The sequence below is a fragment of the Candidimonas sp. SYP-B2681 genome, assembly GCF_003971065.1.
Taxonomy (GTDB): domain Bacteria; phylum Pseudomonadota; class Gammaproteobacteria; order Burkholderiales; family Burkholderiaceae_B; genus Pollutimonas.
In genome coordinates, this window is sequence record NZ_RYDV01000004.1 from 175026 (window position 1) to 193349 (window position 18324).

Annotated in this window: 24 protein-coding genes; 23 read left to right on the forward strand and 1 reads right to left on the reverse strand. The window is 57.8% G+C overall.

The genetic code is table 11. From position 1 onward, the window contains the following. The first annotated feature begins 5 nt into the window (after nt 1-5). The 22 genes from EKL30_RS10270 to tatC all read left to right on the forward strand — a co-directional run bounded on the left by EKL30_RS10270 (nt 6) and on the right by tatC (nt 16351). Nucleotides 6-1469 carry a glutamate synthase subunit beta gene (locus EKL30_RS10270; RefSeq protein ID WP_126707136.1) on the forward strand — a complete coding sequence of 488 codons (1464 nt, stop codon included), beginning with the start codon at nt 6-8 and terminating at the stop codon, nt 1467-1469. A 109-nt stretch (nt 1470-1578) separates the two neighbouring features. Further along, a complete protein-coding gene (locus EKL30_RS10275; protein ID WP_126707137.1) occupies nt 1579-2406 on the forward strand; it encodes an ABC transporter ATP-binding protein in 828 nt (275 codons plus the stop codon). Further along, nucleotides 2403-3191 (forward strand): lipid asymmetry maintenance ABC transporter permease subunit MlaE, encoded by a 789-nt coding sequence (mlaE, locus tag EKL30_RS10280; RefSeq protein WP_126707138.1) that lies wholly within the window; start codon nt 2403-2405, stop codon nt 3189-3191. Before EKL30_RS10275 ends, mlaE begins: the two co-directional genes overlap by 4 nt. A 19-nt stretch (nt 3192-3210) precedes the next feature. Continuing rightward, on the forward strand, nt 3211-3783 hold the full coding sequence (gene mlaD / locus EKL30_RS10285) for an outer membrane lipid asymmetry maintenance protein MlaD (RefSeq protein WP_126707139.1): 573 nt from the start codon (nt 3211-3213) through the stop codon (nt 3781-3783). A gap of 57 nt (nt 3784-3840) precedes the next feature. Continuing rightward, nucleotides 3841-4689, forward strand: coding sequence for a VacJ family lipoprotein (locus EKL30_RS10290; RefSeq protein ID WP_126707140.1), 849 nt, complete (start codon nt 3841-3843; stop codon nt 4687-4689). An 18-nt stretch (nt 4690-4707) separates the two neighbouring features. Then, the gene (locus EKL30_RS10295; RefSeq protein WP_126707141.1) at nt 4708-5355 is read left to right on the forward strand and encodes a phospholipid-binding protein MlaC; all 648 of its coding nucleotides are present in this window, start codon (nt 4708-4710) and stop codon (nt 5353-5355) included. Between the two features lie 106 nt (nt 5356-5461). Continuing rightward, the gene (locus EKL30_RS10300; protein ID WP_126707318.1) at nt 5462-6253 is read left to right on the forward strand and encodes an ABC transporter ATP-binding protein; all 792 of its coding nucleotides are present in this window, start codon (nt 5462-5464) and stop codon (nt 6251-6253) included. Further along, complete coding sequence (locus tag EKL30_RS10305; protein WP_126707142.1) at nt 6250-7044, forward strand: ABC transporter permease; 795 nt, start codon at nt 6250-6252, stop codon at nt 7042-7044. Before EKL30_RS10300 ends, EKL30_RS10305 begins: the two co-directional genes overlap by 4 nt. 5 nt (nt 7045-7049) lie before the next feature. Next, nucleotides 7050-7298, forward strand: a complete 249-nt coding sequence (locus tag EKL30_RS10310; protein WP_199748534.1) for a BolA family protein — start codon at nt 7050-7052, stop codon at nt 7296-7298. Next, a complete protein-coding gene (gene murA, locus EKL30_RS10315; protein ID WP_126707144.1) occupies nt 7291-8556 on the forward strand; it encodes a UDP-N-acetylglucosamine 1-carboxyvinyltransferase in 1266 nt (421 codons plus the stop codon). Before EKL30_RS10310 ends, murA begins: the two co-directional genes overlap by 8 nt. Next, complete coding sequence (gene hisG / locus EKL30_RS10320; RefSeq protein ID WP_126707145.1) at nt 8553-9230, forward strand: ATP phosphoribosyltransferase; 678 nt, start codon at nt 8553-8555, stop codon at nt 9228-9230. The genes murA and hisG overlap by 4 nt, the downstream gene beginning before the upstream one ends. An 85-nt stretch (nt 9231-9315) precedes the next feature. Next, a complete protein-coding gene (gene hisD, locus EKL30_RS10325) occupies nt 9316-10623 on the forward strand; it encodes a histidinol dehydrogenase (protein ID WP_126707146.1) in 1308 nt (435 codons plus the stop codon). 10 nt (nt 10624-10633) lie between these two features. Then, nucleotides 10634-11221: an imidazoleglycerol-phosphate dehydratase HisB gene (hisB, locus tag EKL30_RS10330; protein WP_126707147.1), complete on the forward strand. Its 588-nt coding sequence runs from the start codon at nt 10634-10636 to the stop codon at nt 11219-11221. A 21-nt stretch (nt 11222-11242) separates the two neighbouring features. Next, the gene (gene hisH, locus EKL30_RS10335) at nt 11243-11896 is read left to right on the forward strand and encodes an imidazole glycerol phosphate synthase subunit HisH (protein WP_126707148.1); all 654 of its coding nucleotides are present in this window, start codon (nt 11243-11245) and stop codon (nt 11894-11896) included. 220 nt (nt 11897-12116) lie between these two features. Then, the gene (gene hisA, locus EKL30_RS10340; protein ID WP_126707149.1) at nt 12117-12860 is read left to right on the forward strand and encodes a 1-(5-phosphoribosyl)-5-[(5-phosphoribosylamino)methylideneamino]imidazole-4-carboxamide isomerase; all 744 of its coding nucleotides are present in this window, start codon (nt 12117-12119) and stop codon (nt 12858-12860) included. Further along, the gene (gene hisF, locus EKL30_RS10345; RefSeq protein WP_126707150.1) at nt 12857-13666 is read left to right on the forward strand and encodes an imidazole glycerol phosphate synthase subunit HisF; all 810 of its coding nucleotides are present in this window, start codon (nt 12857-12859) and stop codon (nt 13664-13666) included. The genes hisA and hisF overlap by 4 nt, the downstream gene beginning before the upstream one ends. After that, a complete protein-coding gene (gene hisI, locus EKL30_RS10350; protein WP_126707151.1) occupies nt 13663-14067 on the forward strand; it encodes a phosphoribosyl-AMP cyclohydrolase in 405 nt (134 codons plus the stop codon). Before hisF ends, hisI begins: the two co-directional genes overlap by 4 nt. Continuing rightward, a complete protein-coding gene (locus tag EKL30_RS10355) occupies nt 14067-14405 on the forward strand; it encodes a phosphoribosyl-ATP diphosphatase (RefSeq protein ID WP_126707152.1) in 339 nt (112 codons plus the stop codon). The genes hisI and EKL30_RS10355 overlap by 1 nt, the downstream gene beginning before the upstream one ends. A 20-nt stretch (nt 14406-14425) precedes the next feature. Continuing rightward, a complete protein-coding gene (locus EKL30_RS10360; RefSeq protein WP_126707153.1) occupies nt 14426-14794 on the forward strand; it encodes a histidine triad nucleotide-binding protein in 369 nt (122 codons plus the stop codon). 14 nt (nt 14795-14808) lie between these two features. Continuing rightward, nucleotides 14809-15036, forward strand: coding sequence for a Sec-independent protein translocase subunit TatA (tatA, locus tag EKL30_RS10365; protein ID WP_126707154.1), 228 nt, complete (start codon nt 14809-14811; stop codon nt 15034-15036). 2 nt (nt 15037-15038) lie between these two features. Beyond that, nucleotides 15039-15566 carry a Sec-independent protein translocase protein TatB gene (gene tatB / locus EKL30_RS10370; RefSeq protein WP_126707155.1) on the forward strand — a complete coding sequence of 176 codons (528 nt, stop codon included), beginning with the start codon at nt 15039-15041 and terminating at the stop codon, nt 15564-15566. Next, nucleotides 15563-16351, forward strand: a complete 789-nt coding sequence (gene tatC, locus EKL30_RS10375) for a twin-arginine translocase subunit TatC (RefSeq protein ID WP_126707156.1) — start codon at nt 15563-15565, stop codon at nt 16349-16351. The genes tatB and tatC overlap by 4 nt, the downstream gene beginning before the upstream one ends. Before the next feature lie 5 nt (nt 16352-16356). On the opposite strand, the gene EKL30_RS10380 is transcribed toward tatC, so the two are convergent. Beyond that, on the reverse strand, nt 16357-17511 hold the full coding sequence (locus EKL30_RS10380; protein WP_126707319.1) for a trypsin-like peptidase domain-containing protein: 1155 nt from the start codon (nt 17509-17511) through the stop codon (nt 16357-16359). 24 nt (nt 17512-17535) lie between these two features. On the opposite strand from EKL30_RS10380, the gene EKL30_RS10385 reads away from it, so the two are divergent. Then, nucleotides 17536-18312, forward strand: coding sequence for a Nif3-like dinuclear metal center hexameric protein (locus EKL30_RS10385; protein WP_126707157.1), 777 nt, complete (start codon nt 17536-17538; stop codon nt 18310-18312). The last annotated feature ends 12 nt before the right edge of the window (nt 18313-18324 follow it).

Genomic DNA, 18324 nt, shown 5'->3' on the forward strand with positions numbered 1-18324 from the left:
AAAAAATGGGCAAAGTCACCGGCTTTCTTGAATTTCAACGCGTGAAAGAAACCTACGAGGCACCACTAAAACGGGTAAAGCACTGGCACGAGTTCATTCGTACGCTCGACGACAGCGAGGCCAGGCAGCAGGGGGCTCGCTGCATGGATTGCGGCATCCCGTTTTGTACCAGCGGATGCCCGGTCAACAACATCATTCCCGACTGGAATGACTTGGTCTATCGGCAAGACTGGCACACGGCACTGGACGTTCTGCACTCCACCAATAATTTTCCGGAGTTCACCGGTCGCGTATGCCCAGCTCCTTGCGAAGCCGCCTGTACGCTGAACATCAATGACGACCCGGTGGGCATCAAGTCCATCGAACACGCCATTATCGACAAGGGCTGGGCCGAAGGCTGGGTGGTTCCGGTTCCTCCATTGCGCAAAACCGGCAAGAAGATCGCCGTCGTAGGTTCCGGCCCCGCCGGGCTTGCTTGCGCGCAGCAATTGGCACGTGCCGGACACTCCGTAACGGTATTTGAAAAGAGCAATCGCATCGGCGGCCTTCTGCGCTATGGAATTCCCGATTTCAAGTTGGAAAAGTTTCACATTGATCGCCGCCTGGCGCAAATGGAAGCCGAAGGCGTTGAATTTTGTCCATCTACCTATGTGGGCGCTGCCGAACACGCGGAAGAGGGCCTGAACACGCGCACCCCTGAATCACTACAGGAAGAATTCGACGCCGTCGTCCTGACCGGCGGCGCCGAAGACCCGCGCGATTTACCGGTGCCGGGGCGCGAACTGAAGGGCATTCACTTTGCCATGGACTTCTTGCGTCAGCAAAACAAGGCATGCAACGGCGATCGCGTCAGTAAGCAGATTACCGCCAAGGACAAGCACGTGATTGTGATTGGCGGTGGCGATACCGGCTCGGACTGCGTGGGGACCAGCAACCGCCAGGGCGCGGCGTCGGTCATGCAATTCGAACTTATGTCCAAATTGCCCGTAACGGAAGACAAAGAACTTACCTGGCCATACTGGCCCGCCAAGTTGCGCTCCTCCTCGTCCCACGAAGAGGGCTGCGAACGCGACTGGGCCGTAGCGACCAAAACATTCGAGGGCAAGAACGGCAAGGTCGAGAAGCTGGTTGCCGTGCGGGTGGAGTGGTTCAAGGACAAGGCCACCGGCCAAATGAAGATGCGTGAAGTGGAAGGCTCGCAGTTTGAGCTTCCTGCCGACCTGGTGCTCTTGGCTATGGGATTCGTCTCGCCAGTGAAGCACATACTTGACGCCTTCGGTGTAGAGTTGGACCCGCGTGGCAACGCCCGTGCGAACACCGACGACTACGTTACCAACGTCGCAAAGGTTTTCGCCGCCGGCGATATGCGCCGCGGTCAATCACTGATCGTATGGGCGATACGGGAAGGTCGCCAGTGTGCACGCTCGGTCGATGAATTCCTGATGGGAAGCAGCACCCTGCCGCGGTAAAAACAGTGCAGTCAAGCAGACAGGAGCGCCCCGGGCATATTCCCCGGGGCGTAAAGCATCTGAGCGCAAAAGGCTACAATGCACAGCTTATCGTCAGGCTTTAGCCCTTATGAATCCATCAAATTCTGCTGATCCTATTGTCAAGTTCGCCGACGTTGCCTTGGGCTACGGCGACTTCACCGTATTGCAAGGCATCGATATCGAGGTCCGGCGCGGACAGGTCGTCGCCATGATGGGCGGCTCGGGTTCAGGCAAGACCACCCTGTTGCGCGCAGCCACCGGGCAAATTACCGCCCAACGGGGCACTATCAACATATTTGGCCGCGACCTGGCCAACATATCCGACACCGAGCTGCGCGAACTGCGCCAGTGCATGGGCGTGCTGTTCCAGCAAGGCGCTTTGTTTACCGATTTGAACGTTTTCGAGAACGTGGCCTTCCCCTTGCGTGAACATACCGAGGTATCGGAAAGCCAGATTATTGAACGGGTGCTCGACAAGCTCGACGCCGTCGGCCTGCGCGCGGCGGCCCACCTTAACATTTCCGAGGTATCAGGCGGCATGGCCCGGCGCGTGGCGCTGGCACGCGCCATCGTGCTCGAGCCCGAACTGATCCTGTACGACGAACCCTTTGCCGGACTGGACCCGATCTCGTTGGGCATTACTGCGCAATTAATACGCAGCCTTACCGACAGGCTCAATTGTGCGTCGGTACTGATTACCCACGACGTGGCCGAATCGTTCCTGATCGCCGATCAGGTATATATGGTGGGTCAGGGTACGCTGATTGCCCAAGGCACACCTAAAGAGCTGTCGACCTCGCAAGACGCTTACGTACGCCAATTCCTGAATGGTGAACCCGACGGGCCGATCGCTTTTCATTACCCCACTTCACCTGCTTTCACGAAGTGGCTGGAACAAACTACGGGCCGCCCATGACATCCCCTGTTCAATCCATTACTGCGCTAGGCGGAAAAGTGCGACGAGGCATTGTCGGCCTGGGCGCATTCATGCGCCTGGCCGGCGCCATCCTGGCACGCAGCGGAATCGCCCTTAAGCGACCTGGCCTGGTATCGAAGCAAATCCACTTTATCGGCAATTATTCGCTGTTGATTATTGCCGTATCGGGGCTGTTCGTAGGCTTCGTATTAGGCCTGCAAGGCTATTACACCTTGACACGTTACGGTTCAGAAGAGGCCTTGGGATTGCTGGTGGCATTGTCGCTTACTCGGGAACTTGGGCCAGTGGTCACTGCCTTGCTGTTCGCCGGGCGGGCGGGCACGTCGCTCACCGCCGAAATAGGGCTGATGAAAGCAGGCGAGCAACTGGCCGCCATGGAAGTCATGGCGGTCGATCCCATAAGCCGGGTACTGGTGCCGCGCTTTTGGGGTGGTGTCATCGCGATGCCCATACTGGCCGCCGTATTTTCAATGGTTGGGATACTGGGTGGATGGATTGTAGGGGTCGTGCTTATCGGCGTAGACCCCGGCGTTTTCTGGTCACAGATGCAGGGCGGCGTTGACGTTGTCAAAGACATCTTGAACGGTGTCATCAAGAGCGTGGTGTTTGGCATAGCCGTCACGCTTATTGCCCTGCACGCAGGGTGGACCGCCAAACCGACTCCGGAAGGCGTGTCCCGAGCTACCACGCGCACGGTGGTAGCGGGCTCGCTGGTTGTGCTGGGACTAGACTTTGTGCTTACCGCGCTGATGTTCAGCAATTAACGATATAGACGGATCAATCATGACGCGTGAAAAAACCGATTTCTGGGTAGGCCTGTTCGTTGTATTAGGCGCCATGGCCCTGGTGTTTCTGGCTTTGCAAGCCGGTAATATGAATTCCTTTTCCTTTGCTCCCACCTACAAGGTGCAGGCGCATTTCGATAATCTGGGCGGCCTGAAAGTGCGTGCCCCGGTTAAAAGCAGCGGCGTGGTGGTTGGCCGTGTGGCCAGCATCGGGTTCGATAACGAACGCTTTCAGGCGGTTGCCACGCTTGAACTGGAACAACAATACAACTTCCCCAGCGATTCGTCGGCGTCTATCCTGACCTCGGGTTTACTGGGCGAGCAATACATTGGCCTGACCCCAGGGGGCGAGGACAAAATGCTCGAACAAAATAGCGAAATTCAATACACGCAAAGCGCCGTAGTGCTGGAAGAACTGATCAGCAAATTTCTTTACAGTTCGGCCAGCAACCAGGGTACAGCATCAAGCGACCCAGCGGCTGCGCCGCCAGTGTCGACGGAACACAACAGCATAAAACCAGATGTTACAGCAGGCCCCGAATCGATCCCTGCACCCGCATCAAAACCCTAAAATAGAGAATGGATGTCTACAATCTGTAGCCATTGCCAAAAAAGCTGAAAAAAAGCCATGACTTACATTTCTACCCCGGCCCGCACGTCCAGCGGACGGTTTGTCCGTCTCGCGGCGTTGCTGGGCGCCACGTCTCTCGCGGTGGGCTGTGCCTCGGTAAGCCATTCCAACCCTGACGATCCCTGGGAAAGTTACAACCGCGGCATGTACACGTTCAACGATACGGTAGACCGTGCACTGCTAAAACCCATTGCCGTCGGCTACGACACCATTACGCCCCAGCCGGTGCAAACCTGTATTCATAACATTTTCAATAACGTCGCCGACGTCTGGTCTGCGGCAAACAGTTTCCTGCAAGGTCAGGGACATGACTTTGTCAACACACTAGGCCGTGTGCTGTTTAATTCAACCATGGGGTTAGGCGGCTGTATCGACGTTGCCTCGATGAATGGTTCGCGCCGCATTCAGAACGATTTCGGTGTAACGCTGGGCGTCTGGGGCTTCAGTTCCGGTCCTTATGTTGTACTACCTTTCCTGGGGCCAAGCTCGCTACGCGACGGCACGGCCACACTGGGAACGATCGCCGTCGGCATTTCGCCTATCACCCCGGTATTCGAGATGGATAATATTCCCTTGCGCAATTCGATCATCGGCTTGTATGCCGTCGACACTCGCGCAAGCCTTCTTGATGCCGATAAACTCGTCAACCAAGTTGCCCTTGATCGTTACAGCTTTATTCGCGATGCCTACATGCAACGCCGCAAAGCACTGGTCAACAGCCGCCGCGCCGACGTGAGCGTGCCCGACTACACTAAGGACAACCTCCCGGACTACTCGGACGACGAGGACCCTGCCGCTGCACCCCCAGCGCCATCGAACGATCCTGCTGCCAAGGCAGCACAGTAATGAGGACCTAATTACTCTATGTTCAAGACTTTCAGTACACTTTTAAGCGCACGGCGTCTGCTGGGCGCAAGCTTTCTATGCCTGGCAGGCCTCGCCATGGGTAGCGCCCACGCCCAAGACTCTGCCATATCCGGCAAGTCGCCCAGCGATTTCGTCCAGACCGTTGCCAATAACGCGCTAGACGCCATCAAGAGAGATCAGGCCGTTAAGGCGGGCGATCTGGTCAAAATCAATCAGGTCGTCAACCAGTATGTACTGCCCTACGTCAATCTGGAAAAGACGACGCGTCTGGCTGCAGGCCGTCACTGGCGCACTGCCACTCCCAAGCAGCAACAGGAACTGGTTCAGGCCTTCAAAGGCACGCTTATCCGCACTTACAGCGGCGCGTTTACCAAAGTAGACCAGAGATCTTCCTTTGCCATGCTGCCGTTCCGCGGTGATATCAATGCTTCCGATCTGGTGGTGCGCTCAACGCTGTCGCAGGCTAACGGGCCTGCCGTCGGCATAGACTATCGCCTGGAAAAGACGCCTCAGGGCTGGAAAATCTACGACTTGAACGTGGAAGGCATCTGGCTGATTCAGAATTATCGCAACCAGTTTGCCCAGCAAATTTCCCAAAATGGCGTCGATGGCCTGATCGCGGCACTGAATCAACGCAACCAGTAAGCCACACGCTGCACCAGGGCGGACCAGGGGCTAAACGCCCATAAGCGCTGGTCCGACCTATAATACGAGGCTTGGCTTAATCATGAGCCAGGCTTTTTTTATTGCTATGTCTGCCCTTACCCTAGAACATATCTCGAAGATATACGCGCCGCGCGCCCGCAGCCTTAAAGAACGGCTGACCTCGACGCCCAGAAAAAAGGGTTTCCAGGCACTCCATGACGTCAGCTTCACGGTAGAACACGGAGAATTCTTCGGCTTGCTGGGCCCTAACGGCGCCGGCAAAACCACACTGATTTCCGTACTGGCCGGGCTTGCGCGCGCCACATCGGGCGTTGCCCGCGTCTGTGGCCATGATGTCGTCAGCGATTTTAAACAGTCGCGCCGCGCACTGGGAGTCGTTCCCCAGGAAATCGTTTACGATCCCTTTTTCAGTGTTCGCGAAACCCTGCGCCTGCAGTCGGGGTATTTCGGACTACGCAACAACGACGACTGGATCGACGAGATTCTTAGCAATTTGGGCCTGTCCGACAAGGCTGACGCCAATATGCGCGCGCTATCGGGCGGCATGAAGCGACGGGTGCTGGTCGCCCAAGCCCTGGTGCATCGTCCCCCGGTCATCATTCTTGACGAGCCCACTGCCGGGGTCGACGTCGATCTACGCCGCACGCTATGGGAATTTATTGCTCGTCTGAACAAAGAAGGCCACACCATATTGCTGACCACCCATTATCTGGAAGAAGCCGAAGCCCTTTGCGGCCGGATCGCCATGCTGAAGGCCGGGCGCGTGGTTGCCCTGGACACCACGCAGGCACTATTGGCGCGGGTCGGCGGCAATGACCTGGAAGACGCTTTCGTGCGCATCATGAATGACGACGACTTCCTTGGGGTAACGGCATGAGCTCTGTTTCGCGTATCAAGCCGCGCACCGACATGGGGTCGGGCTTTCCGACCTTGCTGCGCAAGGAACTCACGCGTTTCTGGAAAGTTGCTTTCCAGACCATCGCGGCCCCGGTGCTTACTGCCCTGCTGTATCTGCTGATTTTTGCCCACGTGCTGGAAGGGCGGGTGCAGGTCTATGACACGGTGCCTTACACGTCGTTCCTGATCCCGGGCCTGATGATGATGAGCATGCTGCAAAATTCGTTTGCAAATCCATCGTCGTCGCTGATTCAAAGCCGAATCACTGGGAACCTGGTCTTCATACTGCTGCCGCCTTTGTCGCATCGCGAGATTTTCGGCGCCTATATGCTGGCTGCCATCGCCCGAGGGCTGTGCGTAGGCGCCTGCGTCTGGCTGGTGGCCCTGTTTTTTGTCGTGTTGCCGGTAAACAACCTGCTTTGGGTGTTGGTCTTTGGCGTGTTGTCTTGCGGCATCATGGGTACGCTGGGCATTATTGCTGGCCTGTGGTCGGAAAAATTCGACCAGCTCGCCGCGTTCCAGAACTTCCTGATCATGCCGGCCACGTTCCTATCAGGGGTGTTCTATTCCATACACAGCCTGCCCCCTTTCTGGCAGGCGGTCTCGCGCTGGAACCCCATTTTCTACACAATCGACGGCTTCCGCTACGGCTTTTTCGCTGTTTCGGACGTATCGCCATGGCAAAGTCTGGCCGTGGTCAGCGGCGTATTTGCCGTGCTCTGCCTGTTTGCCATGCGCCTGCTGGCCAGCGGCTATAAACTTCGGAATTAATTGTTATGTTGCCTACCCCAGAACAAGTACGCCAGTACATCGCCGACAATCTGCCCTGCGAACATCTTGAAGTCCAGGGCGACGGTTCGCACTTCGAAGCGATCATCGTCAGTGCCGCCTTTGAAGGAAAACGTCTTATTGCGCGCCACCAACTGGTGTATTCCGCACTGGGCGACCGCATGAAGGCCGAGATCCACGCCCTGTCCATGCGCACCCTTACCCCCGCCGAATACAAGGCGAACCCGAATGGATAAACTGCAGATAACTGGCGGCAACCGCCTTAATGGCGAAATTTCGGTGTCGGGGGCCAAAAACGCAGCACTGCCTATATTGTGCGCCAGCCTGCTTACCGCCGACTCCATCGCGCTGGAGAACGTGCCTGATCTTAAAGACATCGGCACGACCCTGCGCCTGCTGGCCCAAATGGGCGTGCAGTCCGAGCGCGGCAACGATGGCACGCTGCAACTGAACGCCGCGAACGTAAGCAGCCTTGAAGCCCCCTACGAACTGGTCAAGACCATGCGGGCCTCCATTCTGGTACTGGGGCCACTGCTGTCCCGTTTCGGCGAGGCCCGTGTCAGCCTACCGGGCGGCTGCGCAATCGGGCAGCGCCCGGTCGACCAGCACATCAAGGGGCTGGAGGCCATGGGCGCCGACATCACGATCGAACATGGCTTTGTCGTGGCCAAGGCGAAACGCCTGAAAGGCGCGTCCATCCGGACCGACATGGTCACTGTGACCGGCACCGAGAACCTGATGATGGCGGCCGTGCTAGCCGAGGGCCGAACGACCCTTGAAAACGCGGCGCGCGAACCCGAAATCATCGACCTGGCGGAACTTCTGAATAAAATGGGCGCCCGCATTCAGGGCCACGGCGGCGACCGCATTGTCATCGACGGCGTCGATCGCCTGCATGGCGCCAGCCATCGCGTCGTGGCCGATCGCATTGAGGCCGGTACCTTCCTGTGCGCCGTAGGCGCCACGGGCGGCGAAATCATGCTGCGCCAGGCTGCACCCGCCACCATGGGCGCCATTATCGACAAGCTGCAGGAAGCAGGCCTGACCATCGAGTGCGGCGAGGACTGGATACGCGGTTCCATGAACAAGCGTCCCAAGGCCACCGGCTTTCGCACGCGCGAGTACCCGGGCTTTCCCACCGATATGCAGGCTCAAGTCATGGCGCTCAATACGCTGGCCGATGGTACTGCCGTTATCGTGGAAAATATTTTCGAAAACCGTTACATGCACGTCCAGGAACTGGGCCGCATGGGCGCCCAAATCGACATCGACGGCCACACCGCAGTCGTGACCGGCATACCGCAGCTGTCTGGCGCCACCGTCATGGCGACCGACCTGCGGGCTTCGGCCAGCTTGGTCATTGCCGGCCTGGCCGCCTACGGCGACACCGTGGTCGAGCGCATCTACCACCTGGATCGCGGTTACGAGCGTATGGAAGAAAAGCTACGTTCGGTCGGTGCCAATATTCAACGCATAACCCGGAAAATCGCATGAGCCCAGCCAGCCTCGACCGACCTTTAACGCTCGCCTTGTCCAAAGGGCGTATTTTTGACGAGACCATGCCCTTGCTGGAGGCAGCAGGGATTCACGTCACCGAGAGCCCGGAATCATCGCGCAAACTGATTCTGCCAACCAGCAGCTCCGATCTGCAGCTGATTATCGTCCGGGCCTCCGACGTTCCGACCTATGTCCAATATGGCGCGGCGGATTTCGGCATTGCCGGCAAAGACGTGCTGTTCGAGCATGCCGCCGACCATCCGGGCGGCCTGTACCAGCCTGTCGACCTGAACATCGCCCGTTGCCGCCTTTGCGTTGCAGTGCGCAAGGGTTTCGACTATGAAGCCGCTGTGCATCAGGGCTCGCGCCTTCGTGTTGCGACCAAATACGTGCACGCGGCGCGCGAGCACTTTGCCCGTAAGGGCGTGTACGTAGACCTGATAAAGCTTTACGGATCAATGGAATTGGCGCCGCTGGTAGGCCTGGCCGATGCCATCGTCGACCTGGTTTCCACGGGCGGCACGCTGAAAGCCAACAATCTAGAGGCCGTCGAAGACGTGGCCGATATCTCGTCGCGGCTTATCGTCAACCAGGCATCGCTCAAGACACGGACGGCAAAATTGCAGCCGCTTATCGATTCCTTTGCGCGCGCTTCGGCGCTTCCGGCATAGTCCCCGGGGCCTGCTCGTGGCCCGGATCGCCGTCCATTACGGTATACACTCTTCGTAATACATTGCATTTTCCAGCGTTAAAGCCATGGCCCTTATTACACGTTTAAGCACCCAGTCCGAATCATTCAATTCTGCGCTACGCACTTTGCTGGCCTTTGATGCCTCGCAAGACGAGTCCATCGAACGCGCCACGGCGGACATTCTTAAAAATGTACAACAGCATGGCGACAGCGCCGTGCTTGACTATACACAGCGATTCGATCGTGTCTCGGCACCTTCGGTTGCCGCGCTGGAAATAGAGCGTCGCGAATGGCTGGCGGCGCTGGATCAGTTGCCGTCAGGACAGCGCCAGGCGCTTGAAACCGCGGCGGAACGGGTGCGTGTGTACCACGATCATCAACGCGCGCAAACCTGGACCTATACCGAAGCCGACGGCACGGTACTGGGTCAGAAGGTCACCCCGCTTGATCGAGTCGGCCTTTATGTGCCTGGCGGCAAGGCGGCGTATCCGTCCTCCGTGCTAATGAACGCCGTTCCGGCCAAGGTGGCCGGAGTTCCCGAGGTCATCATGGTGACTCCCACGCCCGATGGCGTGCGCAATCCCATGGTGCTGGCAGCCGCCGCCATAGGCGGGGTCGACCGCGTATGGGGCATAGGCGGCGCGCAGGCAGTGGGCGCCCTGGCCTATGGCACTCAAACGCTGTCGCCGGTCGATAAAATCGTGGGCCCGGGCAACGCCTATGTGGCCGCCGCGAAGCGCCGGGTATTCGGCACGGTGGGCATAGACATGATCGCCGGCCCTAGCGAAATCTTGATCATCTGCGATGGCGCCACGCCAGCCGACTGGATCGCCATGGACTTGTTTTCGCAAGCCGAGCACGACGAAATGGCCCAGGCGATTTTGCTTTGCCCCAGCGCCAGCTATCTGGACGAAGTCGAAGCGGCCATCGCCCGACTGCTGCCTACCATGCCCCGCGCCGACATCATTCGCGCGAGCCTGGCCGGGCGCGGCGCGCTGATATTAGTGCAAGACCTGGACGAAGCCTGCGAAATCGCCAATAATATTGCACCTGAGCACCTCGAAATCTCAACCGAAAATCCCCAGCAATGGGCCGATAAAATCCGCCATGCTGGCGCGATATTCCTGGGCCGATATAGCTCCGAATCGCTGGGCGATTACTGCGCAGGCCCTAATCACGTTCTGCCCACCTCGCGCACTGCGCGCTTTTCTTCGCCGCTGGGCGTGTATGATTTTCAGAAACGGTCCAGCCTTATCCATGTGTCGCAAGCCGGCGCTCAAACATTGGGGCGCGTAGCGGCTACACTGGCCTATGGCGAAGGGCTGCAAGCCCATGCCGCCAGCGCCGAATACCGCCTTAACCTATCAAATTGAAGTCCTGAACATGCGTACTGCCGACATTACCCGAAACACCAACGAAACGCGTGTGCGCGTTTCCATCAATCTTGACGGCACCGGCCGTCAAACCATCAATACCGGCGTGCCGTTCCTGGATCACATGCTCGACCAGATTGCACGTCACGGCCTTATCGACCTTGATATCCATTGCGACGGCGACACCGAAATCGATGACCACCACACGGTGGAAGACGTCGGCATCACACTGGGCCAAGCATTTGCAGCCGCCGTGGGCGATAAGTCGGGCCTACGCCGCTACGGCCATTCTTATGTGCCGCTCGACGAAGCCCTGTCCCGTGTTGTAATCGACTTCTCCGGCCGCCCGGGCCTGTACTATCACATTCCTTTCACGCGCTCGCACATCGGCCGCTTCGATGTCGACCTGGCGCGCGAATTTTTCCAGGGCTTTGTCAATCACGCCCTTGTCACCATGCACATCGACAACCTGCGTGGCGAAAATTCCCATCACCAGTGCGAAACCGTATTCAAAGCGTTTGGTCGGGCCTTGCGCATGGCAACCGAATTCGATCCGCGCAATGCCGGGGTTGTTCCCTCGACCAAGGGCGTCCTCTAAACCGTTAAACGGCTGCTTTTCGTGAATACAATCGCCATTGTTGATTACGGCATGGGAAATTTCCATTCGGTGGCCCGGGCCCTTCAGGCCGCGGCACCCGATGCCGACATCAGAGTCTGTAACCAGGCCAGTGAAATCGACCGAGCGTCGCGCGTGGTGTTTCCCGGCCAAGGCGCCATGCCCGACTGCATGCGGACGTTGAATAAATCAGGTCTGCGTGAAGCCGTGATCCGCGCTGCTAACACCAAGCCATTGCTGGGCGTGTGCGTTGGCGAACAAATGCTTTTCAGCAACAGCGAAGAAGGCAACGTACCCTGCCTTAACGTATTCCCCGGCCAGGTCAAACGCTTTGCCGGCCCGCAGTACGCCACGTCCGCGCAAACGGGCCAGGAACACGAGCTGCTGAAGGTGCCACATATGGGCTGGAACTGTGTCCAGCAGGTGCAAGACCATCCCTTGTGGGCGGGTATTCCCGACGACTGCCATTTTTATTTTGTGCACAGCTACTATGTAGTACCAGATGATCCAGCGCTCACGGTAGGGGTTAGCCACTACGGACAGGGCTTTACCTCAGCGGTCGCAGCGGCTAATATTTTTGCGGTACAGTTTCATCCCGAAAAAAGCGCCGACCATGGCCTGCGTCTATATCGAAATTTTGTTGACTGGAATCCATAATTCCATGTCTAGATCAAATGTGCACGTTGTCGACGTCGCTTGCCTTACGCCAGTAATGTCTGCCCTTCGCCCTCGCGTTCACGCTTGATCCAGAAGCGAAATAACATCTTGCGCTGCGACGCATACCCACGCTAAACCGATTTCCGTCCGGCATCACCGACATTTAAGCAATACTGATTACTCCTTTACTCCCTTTCACTGAATTTATCGGCTATTGATCATGCTACTCATCCCCGCCATCGACCTCCAAGACGGGCGCTGTGTGCGCCTTCGCCAAGGTGACCTGGACGACGCAACTATTTTTTCTGAAGACCCCTCCGCTATCGCGACGCAATGGATAGATCAAGGGGCACGGCGGCTGCATCTGGTTGACCTGAATGGTGCAGTAGCAGGCAAGCCCAAGAACGAATCCGCCATCAAGGCGATCATTGCGGCTGTGGGTGGCGACATCCCGGTGCAGATCGGCGGCGGTATCCGCGACCTGGACACCATAGAACGCTATCTCGACGCCGGCATCTCGTACGTCATCATTGGTACAGCGGCGGTCAAAGATCCTGGCTTCCTGCACGACGCATGTAGCGCCTTTCCGGGCAACATCATCGTCGGCCTTGATGCCCGCGAAGGCAAAGTGGCAACCGACGGCTGGAGCAAGCTTACCCGCCACGACGTTCTCGACCTGGCTCGCAAGTTCGAAGATTACGGTTGCGAAGCCATTATCTACACCGACATCGGCCGCGACGGCATGTTGTCGGGTGTCAATATCGAAGCTACCGTCAAACTGGCGCAACATGTGCGTATTCCCATCATTGCCTCGGGCGGCGTCACCGACCTGCGCGATATCGAAGCGCTCTGCGCCGTCGAGCACGAGGGCGTCGAAGGGGCCATTCTGGGGCGCAGTCTGTACGAAGGCACGCTGGATTTCGCCACTGCGCAAGAAATGGCCGACGAGCTGGGAACAGCATGAGCCAAGCTTCTGCCTCGCTGAACGACACGACGCTTACGCGCCGCATTATTCCCTGCCTTGACGTCACAGCAGGGCGCGTCGTCAAGGGGGTCAACTTTGTTGACCTGGTCGATGCTGGCGATCCCGTTGAAATCGCACAGCGCTACAACGAGCAAGGCGCCGACGAACTCACCTTTCTTGACATCACCGCGACCAGCGATGCGCGCGACCTGATCCTGCCCATCATTGAATCGGTGGCACGCCAGGTGTTCATTCCCCTGACAGTGGGCGGCGGTGTGCGGCAAGTGGCCGACATCCAACGTCTGCTGAACGCCGGCGCCGACAAGGTGTCCATCAATAGCGCCGCCGTATCCAACCCGGAACTGGTCCGCGCGGCGGCTGATTACCACGGCTCGCAATGCATCGTGGTCGCCATCGACGCACGCCGCGTCTCGGCTCCTGGCGAACCCGCCAAATGGGAACTTTTCACTCATGGCGGACGCAAGGCCACGGGTATCGACGTACTGGAATGGGCCATCAAGATGGCCGAATATGGCGCCGGCGAACTACTGCTGACCAGCATGGACCGCGATGGTACGAAATCGGGCTTCGACCTTGAACTGACCCGCGCCGTGTCCGATGCGGTAGCAGTACCGGTCATCGCGTCAGGTGGCGTCGGTAATTTGCAGCACTTGGCCGATGGTGTCACGAAGGGGCGCGCCAGCGCCGTCCTGGCCGCCAGCATTTTCCATTACGGCGAATATACGGTTCAGGAAGCCAAGAGATTCATGGCCGAACAGGGTATTAAGGTACGCTTACCGGCATGAAGCACGATACAACGTGGCTCGCCGCCATAACTTTCGATAGCAACGGCCTGATTCCGGCCATTGCGCAAGATGCTGAAACAGGCAACATATTGATGGTTGCCTGGATGAATGCCGAAGCGCTGGCCGAAACATTCGAAACGGGGCGCGCCGTGTATTGGTCGCGCTCGCGGCGGCGACTTTGGCGCAAGGGCGAAGAATCCGGCCACGTGCAAATTGTGCACGAACTGCGCCTGGACTGCGACGGCGACGTTCTGTTGCTCAAGATCAAACAGCAGGGTGGCATTGCCTGCCATACTGGTCGCGAAAGCTGTTTTTTTCGCCGCCTGGACGGCGATGGCGACAACGCCGTCTGGACCATTACCGATCCCGTCCTTAAAGACCCTGAACTGATCTACAAATAATGCAAGACACTTCGACTATTCTGGCCCGCCTGGCCGACACTCTGGAATCGCGCCTGCCCAAGAACGGCGGCGACCCCTCCAGTTCGTATACCGCCAAGTTGCTGGCGCGTGGACCGGACTCTTTCCTGAAGAAAATAGGTGAAGAAGCCACCGAACTGGTGATGGCCGCCAAAGACAACACCCCTGACCGCATCGTCAGCGAGACGGCCGACCTATGGTTTCACTGCCTGGTGGCCCTGGCCCACTACGGCCTGCGCCCCGAACAGGTCCTTGCCGAACTGGCAAGGCGCGAGGGCACGTCGGGCCTGAGCGAAAAAGCCAGCCGCCTCGAAAACTGATCACTTTGTACGAGCACACCATGAGCGATAACTGTCTATTTTGCAAAATTGCGAGCGGCAAGATTCCGTCGAAGAAAGTTTATGAAGATGAAGATTTCTTCGCTTTCCACGACATAAATCCCGCGGCTCCCGTACACTTGCTACTTATACCAAAACGCCATATCGTGTCACTACAGGACATCCAATCTGACGACGCTTCATGGCTAGGCAAAATGCTGGCGCTGGTGCCCCAACTGGCGGCCGATAACGGCTGCAGGCCTGGTCCAGAAGGGGGGTTCAGGGTGGTTGCCAATAACGGAACAGACGGCGGGCAAGAAGTTGCCCACCTGCATTTTCACATAATTGGGGGCGCACGCCCCTGGGACAAACGTGCGGCTCCCGCCGCATAATCGGAGATCGTATTATGGGTAGTTTAAGCATATGGCACTGGCTAATCGTTCTGGTCATCGTCGCCCTGATTTTTGGCACGAAAAAAATTCGCAACATGGGTGAAGACCTCGGCGGCGCCGTCAAGGGCTTCAAGAAAGGCATGAACGAAGCCAAAGACGATAAATCTCCCGACGCGGTCACGCAGCGCGTGAAAAGCGACGAGACCATCGACGTACACGCCAAAGAAAAAACTGACGTATAACGATGTTTGACGTCAGCTTCAGTGAACTGCTGCTTATCGGCGTAATTGCGCTGATCGTTATCGGGCCCGAGCGGCTGCCCAAGGTAGCGCGCACGCTCGGACACCTGGTGGGCCGCGCCCAGCGGTATGTCAGCGACGTTAAAACCGATATCCAACGCGAAATGGACCTTGATGAACTAAGTAGTCTCAAGGGCCAGATGGAAGACGCCGCCAAGTCGGTGAAGTCGTCCATGCAGGATGCCAGCGACAGCCTGCGCCAGCCGCTGGACGAAGCCCAGAAAGCGCTTAAGGGCGCCTCTGTTTCGGTTGATAACCTGGTCAAAGACATCAAGGAAGAAGCCGGCCCCCAAAAGAATGCCGAAAAACCCGCCGAGTATGTTTCCGAACCACTGATGGAACCTCCTGCGGTGGCAGATCATTCCGCGGAACCCGCGTTGGCATCGCCCGACACGGCAACGTTGCCGCTACCCGGAGTCCCTCAAGCCGAGCCGGTTCCGGTAAAAAAACCTGACACCGAGACGCCCGCATGACGCACGACGCCTCTTCTTCGCAAGACACCTTCATCTCGCATCTGGTCGAGCTGCGCACCCGCCTCTTGCGTGCCGTAATGGCTATCCTGGCGGTGTTCATCGTACTGTTCATCTACCCGGGGCCCTCAGTCATTTACGACTTGCTTGCGCAGCCCATGCTGGCATCGCTGCCGGAAGGCACCCGCATGATCGCCACGGGCGTCATTACGCCGTTCATGGTGCCTATCAAGGTGACCATGATGGCGGCGTTCGTGCTGGCCCTGCCCGTGGTGCTGTATCAGGCGTGGGCATTTGTCGCACCTGGCCTGTACAAGCATGAACAGAAACTGGCTTTGCCGCTCATCGCGTCCAGCACCCTGCTGTTCTTGCTGGGCATGGCGTTCTGTTATTTCGTGGTGTTTCGCACCGTTTTTCACTTTATCGCCAATTTTGCGCCGCAATCGATTACCCCGGCGCCTGATATCGAAGCTTACCTAAGCTTCGTCATGACGATGTTCGTGGCCTTCGGCGTAACCTTCGAAGTGCCCATTGCCGTTATTCTGCTGGTTAAAAGCGGCATGGTCACGGTGGAAAAGCTTAGGGCAGCGCGTGGTTACGTCATTGTCGGCGCATTCGTTATCGCGGCTGTCGTAACGCCACCCGATGTGCTTAGCCAATTTATGCTGGCCGTGCCCTTATGCCTGTTGTTCGAACTGGGCGTACTGATTGCCAGCGCGCTTAAAAAGCGCGAAGTTCAGCGCGAAGACGACGATAGCGCCGACGACGTCGCGACGCATCACGAGTAAACGAATCAGGGCTTACGGATGCGGGGGCGTGTACCGACCTGCACCGTAACGTCCCGTTTCTTGCCGTCCCGCAATATCAGCAAGGTTACGTCCTCGCGCGGCGCAAGCGGCGCAATCTGATTTAAAAAGCCGATCGAATCCATTACTTCCTGGCCATTCAGCTGCAGGACAATATCGCCCACCCTGATGCCCGCCCGCCACGCCGGACCGTTCCTTAGCACGCTGGCAATTATTACACCGTCGTCCCTTTCCAGCTTGAAGGCTTTGGCAAGTTCCGGCGTAATGTCTTGGGGTTCAATACCCAGCCACCCACGCGTTACCGTGCCATTCTTTATGATTTGCTCGAGCACCGTGGCGGCGGCCTGGGCGGGAATGGCAAAGCCTATCCCCAGCGAACCGCCGGTTTCGGAATAGATTGCCGTGTTAATACCGATTAAACGCCCCGTGGTATCGATCAGCGCGCCGCCGGAGTTGCCCGGGTTGATTGCCGCATCGGTCTGGATGAAATTTTCGTAGATATTGATGCCCAGTCGATTACGGCCCAACGCGGATACAATTCCCATTGTGGTGGTCTGACCGACGCCAAAAGGATTCCCTATAGCAAGCACCACATCGCCTACCTGTACTTCATGCTCGCCATTGAATGCGATGGCCGACAGGCCTGGAAGGTTAATCTTCAGCACCGCCAGATCGCTTTCGGGATCGGCCCCCACCAGTTCGGCCCGAGTCTCACGCCCGTCGCTCAACGCCACTTCGATGGCGTCTGCGGCCTCTACGACATGGTAGTTGGTCAAAATATAACCGTCGCTACGCACAATCACGCCGGAACCCAGGTTAGTCGATTCCTTGCGGCGACTGAAACCCGGAATATCACGAAACAGACGGCTGAACTCCGGATCATCCGGCAAGGGAAGGGCCGGGACCTCAATGAGCTTTCTGGTGTATACGTTGACGACCGCGGGGGTGGCCATGGCGACCGCGCTGGCGTATGAGACCTCTGGCCGAATGGTCTTGCTGGCCGGTGTGGCGGGCGACGTCGCGATCGGCGCAGTGGTCTGCGGAGACGTTTTCAGCCATTCCGGTCGCAGGGTTGCGACGATGAATAAAATACCCAGGCATACCGTCACGGTTTGGGCAAATAGCAACCAGAATCGATGCATAAGGCTAAAAGGAAAAAGCAATCAATGAATCAGGTATCTACACAAGAACTCGCCGACTGGCTCGATGCCACATTACAGCCTCAGCGCTTCAAGGACTATTGTCCGAATGGGCTGCAGGTCGAAGGCAAAGCTTCAATCCGTCACATTATCACCGGAGTTACGGCATCGCAGGCGTTATTGGAAGCGGCTATTGCCCGCGGAGCCGATGCGATATTGGTGCACCACGGGTGGTTCTGGAAAAACGAGAACCCTTGTGTACGCGGCCCCAAGCGCAAGCGGCTGACCCTGGCACTGCAAAACGAGCTGAATGTCTTCGCTTACCATCTGCCTCTGGATGCGCACCCCATACTGGGGAATAACGCACAACTGGGCCGTGTGCTGGACCTTGAGGTGGATCGCGACGCCGAAGGCAACCCCATCGTTTGCGGCCCAGATGGCCTAGTATGGCTGGGTCGGTGCAAAGTGCCGCAGTCATTGGAACAACTTGGCCGGAGCATTTGCAATGCTTTGCAACGAGCGCCCCTGATTGTGGGCAATTCACAACAGCAGATACAACGTGTAGCATGGTGCACAGGCGGGGCCCAAAGCATGTTAGAGGCCGCCGTGGCCGCTGGAGCCGATGTGTACATTACAGGTGAGGCGTCTGAGCCCAGCTTTCACCTGGCTCAGGAGACGGGCACGAGCTTTATTGCGGCCGGACATCATGCGACCGAGCGCTATGGTGTGCAAGCCCTGGGCAAGGCGATCGAAAACAAATTCGGTATTCGTGTCGACTTCATCGACTTGGATAACCCGATTTAACCGTTTGGCGGC

Bases quoted from the DNA above. Each gene is read 5' to 3' on its own strand.
- hisB (WP_126707147.1), top strand. From the start codon at position 10,634: ATGCGTACTGCCGACATTACCCGAAACACCAACGAAACGCGTGTGCGC.
- mlaD (WP_126707139.1), top strand. From the start codon at position 3,211: ATGACGCGTGAAAAAACCGATTTCTGGGTAGGCCTGTTCGTTGTATTA.
- EKL30_RS10380 (WP_126707319.1), bottom strand. From the start codon at position 17,511: ATGCATCGATTCTGGTTGCTATTTGCCCAAACCGTGACGGTATGCCTG.
- EKL30_RS10310 (WP_199748534.1), top strand. From the start codon at position 7,050: ATGTTGCCTACCCCAGAACAAGTACGCCAGTACATCGCCGACAATCTG.
- mlaE (WP_126707138.1), top strand. From the start codon at position 2,403: ATGACATCCCCTGTTCAATCCATTACTGCGCTAGGCGGAAAAGTGCGA.
- EKL30_RS10360 (WP_126707153.1), top strand. From the start codon at position 14,426: ATGAGCGATAACTGTCTATTTTGCAAAATTGCGAGCGGCAAGATTCCG.
- hisI (WP_126707151.1), top strand. From the start codon at position 13,663: ATGAAGCACGATACAACGTGGCTCGCCGCCATAACTTTCGATAGCAAC.
- EKL30_RS10270 (WP_126707136.1), top strand. From the start codon at position 6: ATGGGCAAAGTCACCGGCTTTCTTGAATTTCAACGCGTGAAAGAAACC.
- EKL30_RS10385 (WP_126707157.1), top strand. From the start codon at position 17,536: ATGAATCAGGTATCTACACAAGAACTCGCCGACTGGCTCGATGCCACA.
- EKL30_RS10275 (WP_126707137.1), top strand. From the start codon at position 1,579: ATGAATCCATCAAATTCTGCTGATCCTATTGTCAAGTTCGCCGACGTT.
- EKL30_RS10295 (WP_126707141.1), top strand. From the start codon at position 4,708: ATGTTCAAGACTTTCAGTACACTTTTAAGCGCACGGCGTCTGCTGGGC.
- tatB (WP_126707155.1), top strand. From the start codon at position 15,039: ATGTTTGACGTCAGCTTCAGTGAACTGCTGCTTATCGGCGTAATTGCG.
- EKL30_RS10290 (WP_126707140.1), top strand. From the start codon at position 3,841: ATGACTTACATTTCTACCCCGGCCCGCACGTCCAGCGGACGGTTTGTC.
- murA (WP_126707144.1), top strand. From the start codon at position 7,291: ATGGATAAACTGCAGATAACTGGCGGCAACCGCCTTAATGGCGAAATT.
- EKL30_RS10300 (WP_126707318.1), top strand. From the start codon at position 5,462: ATGTCTGCCCTTACCCTAGAACATATCTCGAAGATATACGCGCCGCGC.
- hisF (WP_126707150.1), top strand. From the start codon at position 12,857: ATGAGCCAAGCTTCTGCCTCGCTGAACGACACGACGCTTACGCGCCGC.
- EKL30_RS10305 (WP_126707142.1), top strand. From the start codon at position 6,250: ATGAGCTCTGTTTCGCGTATCAAGCCGCGCACCGACATGGGGTCGGGC.
- hisG (WP_126707145.1), top strand. From the start codon at position 8,553: ATGAGCCCAGCCAGCCTCGACCGACCTTTAACGCTCGCCTTGTCCAAA.
- hisD (WP_126707146.1), top strand. From the start codon at position 9,316: ATGGCCCTTATTACACGTTTAAGCACCCAGTCCGAATCATTCAATTCT.
- EKL30_RS10355 (WP_126707152.1), top strand. From the start codon at position 14,067: ATGCAAGACACTTCGACTATTCTGGCCCGCCTGGCCGACACTCTGGAA.
- tatA (WP_126707154.1), top strand. From the start codon at position 14,809: ATGGGTAGTTTAAGCATATGGCACTGGCTAATCGTTCTGGTCATCGTC.
- tatC (WP_126707156.1), top strand. From the start codon at position 15,563: ATGACGCACGACGCCTCTTCTTCGCAAGACACCTTCATCTCGCATCTG.
- hisA (WP_126707149.1), top strand. From the start codon at position 12,117: ATGCTACTCATCCCCGCCATCGACCTCCAAGACGGGCGCTGTGTGCGC.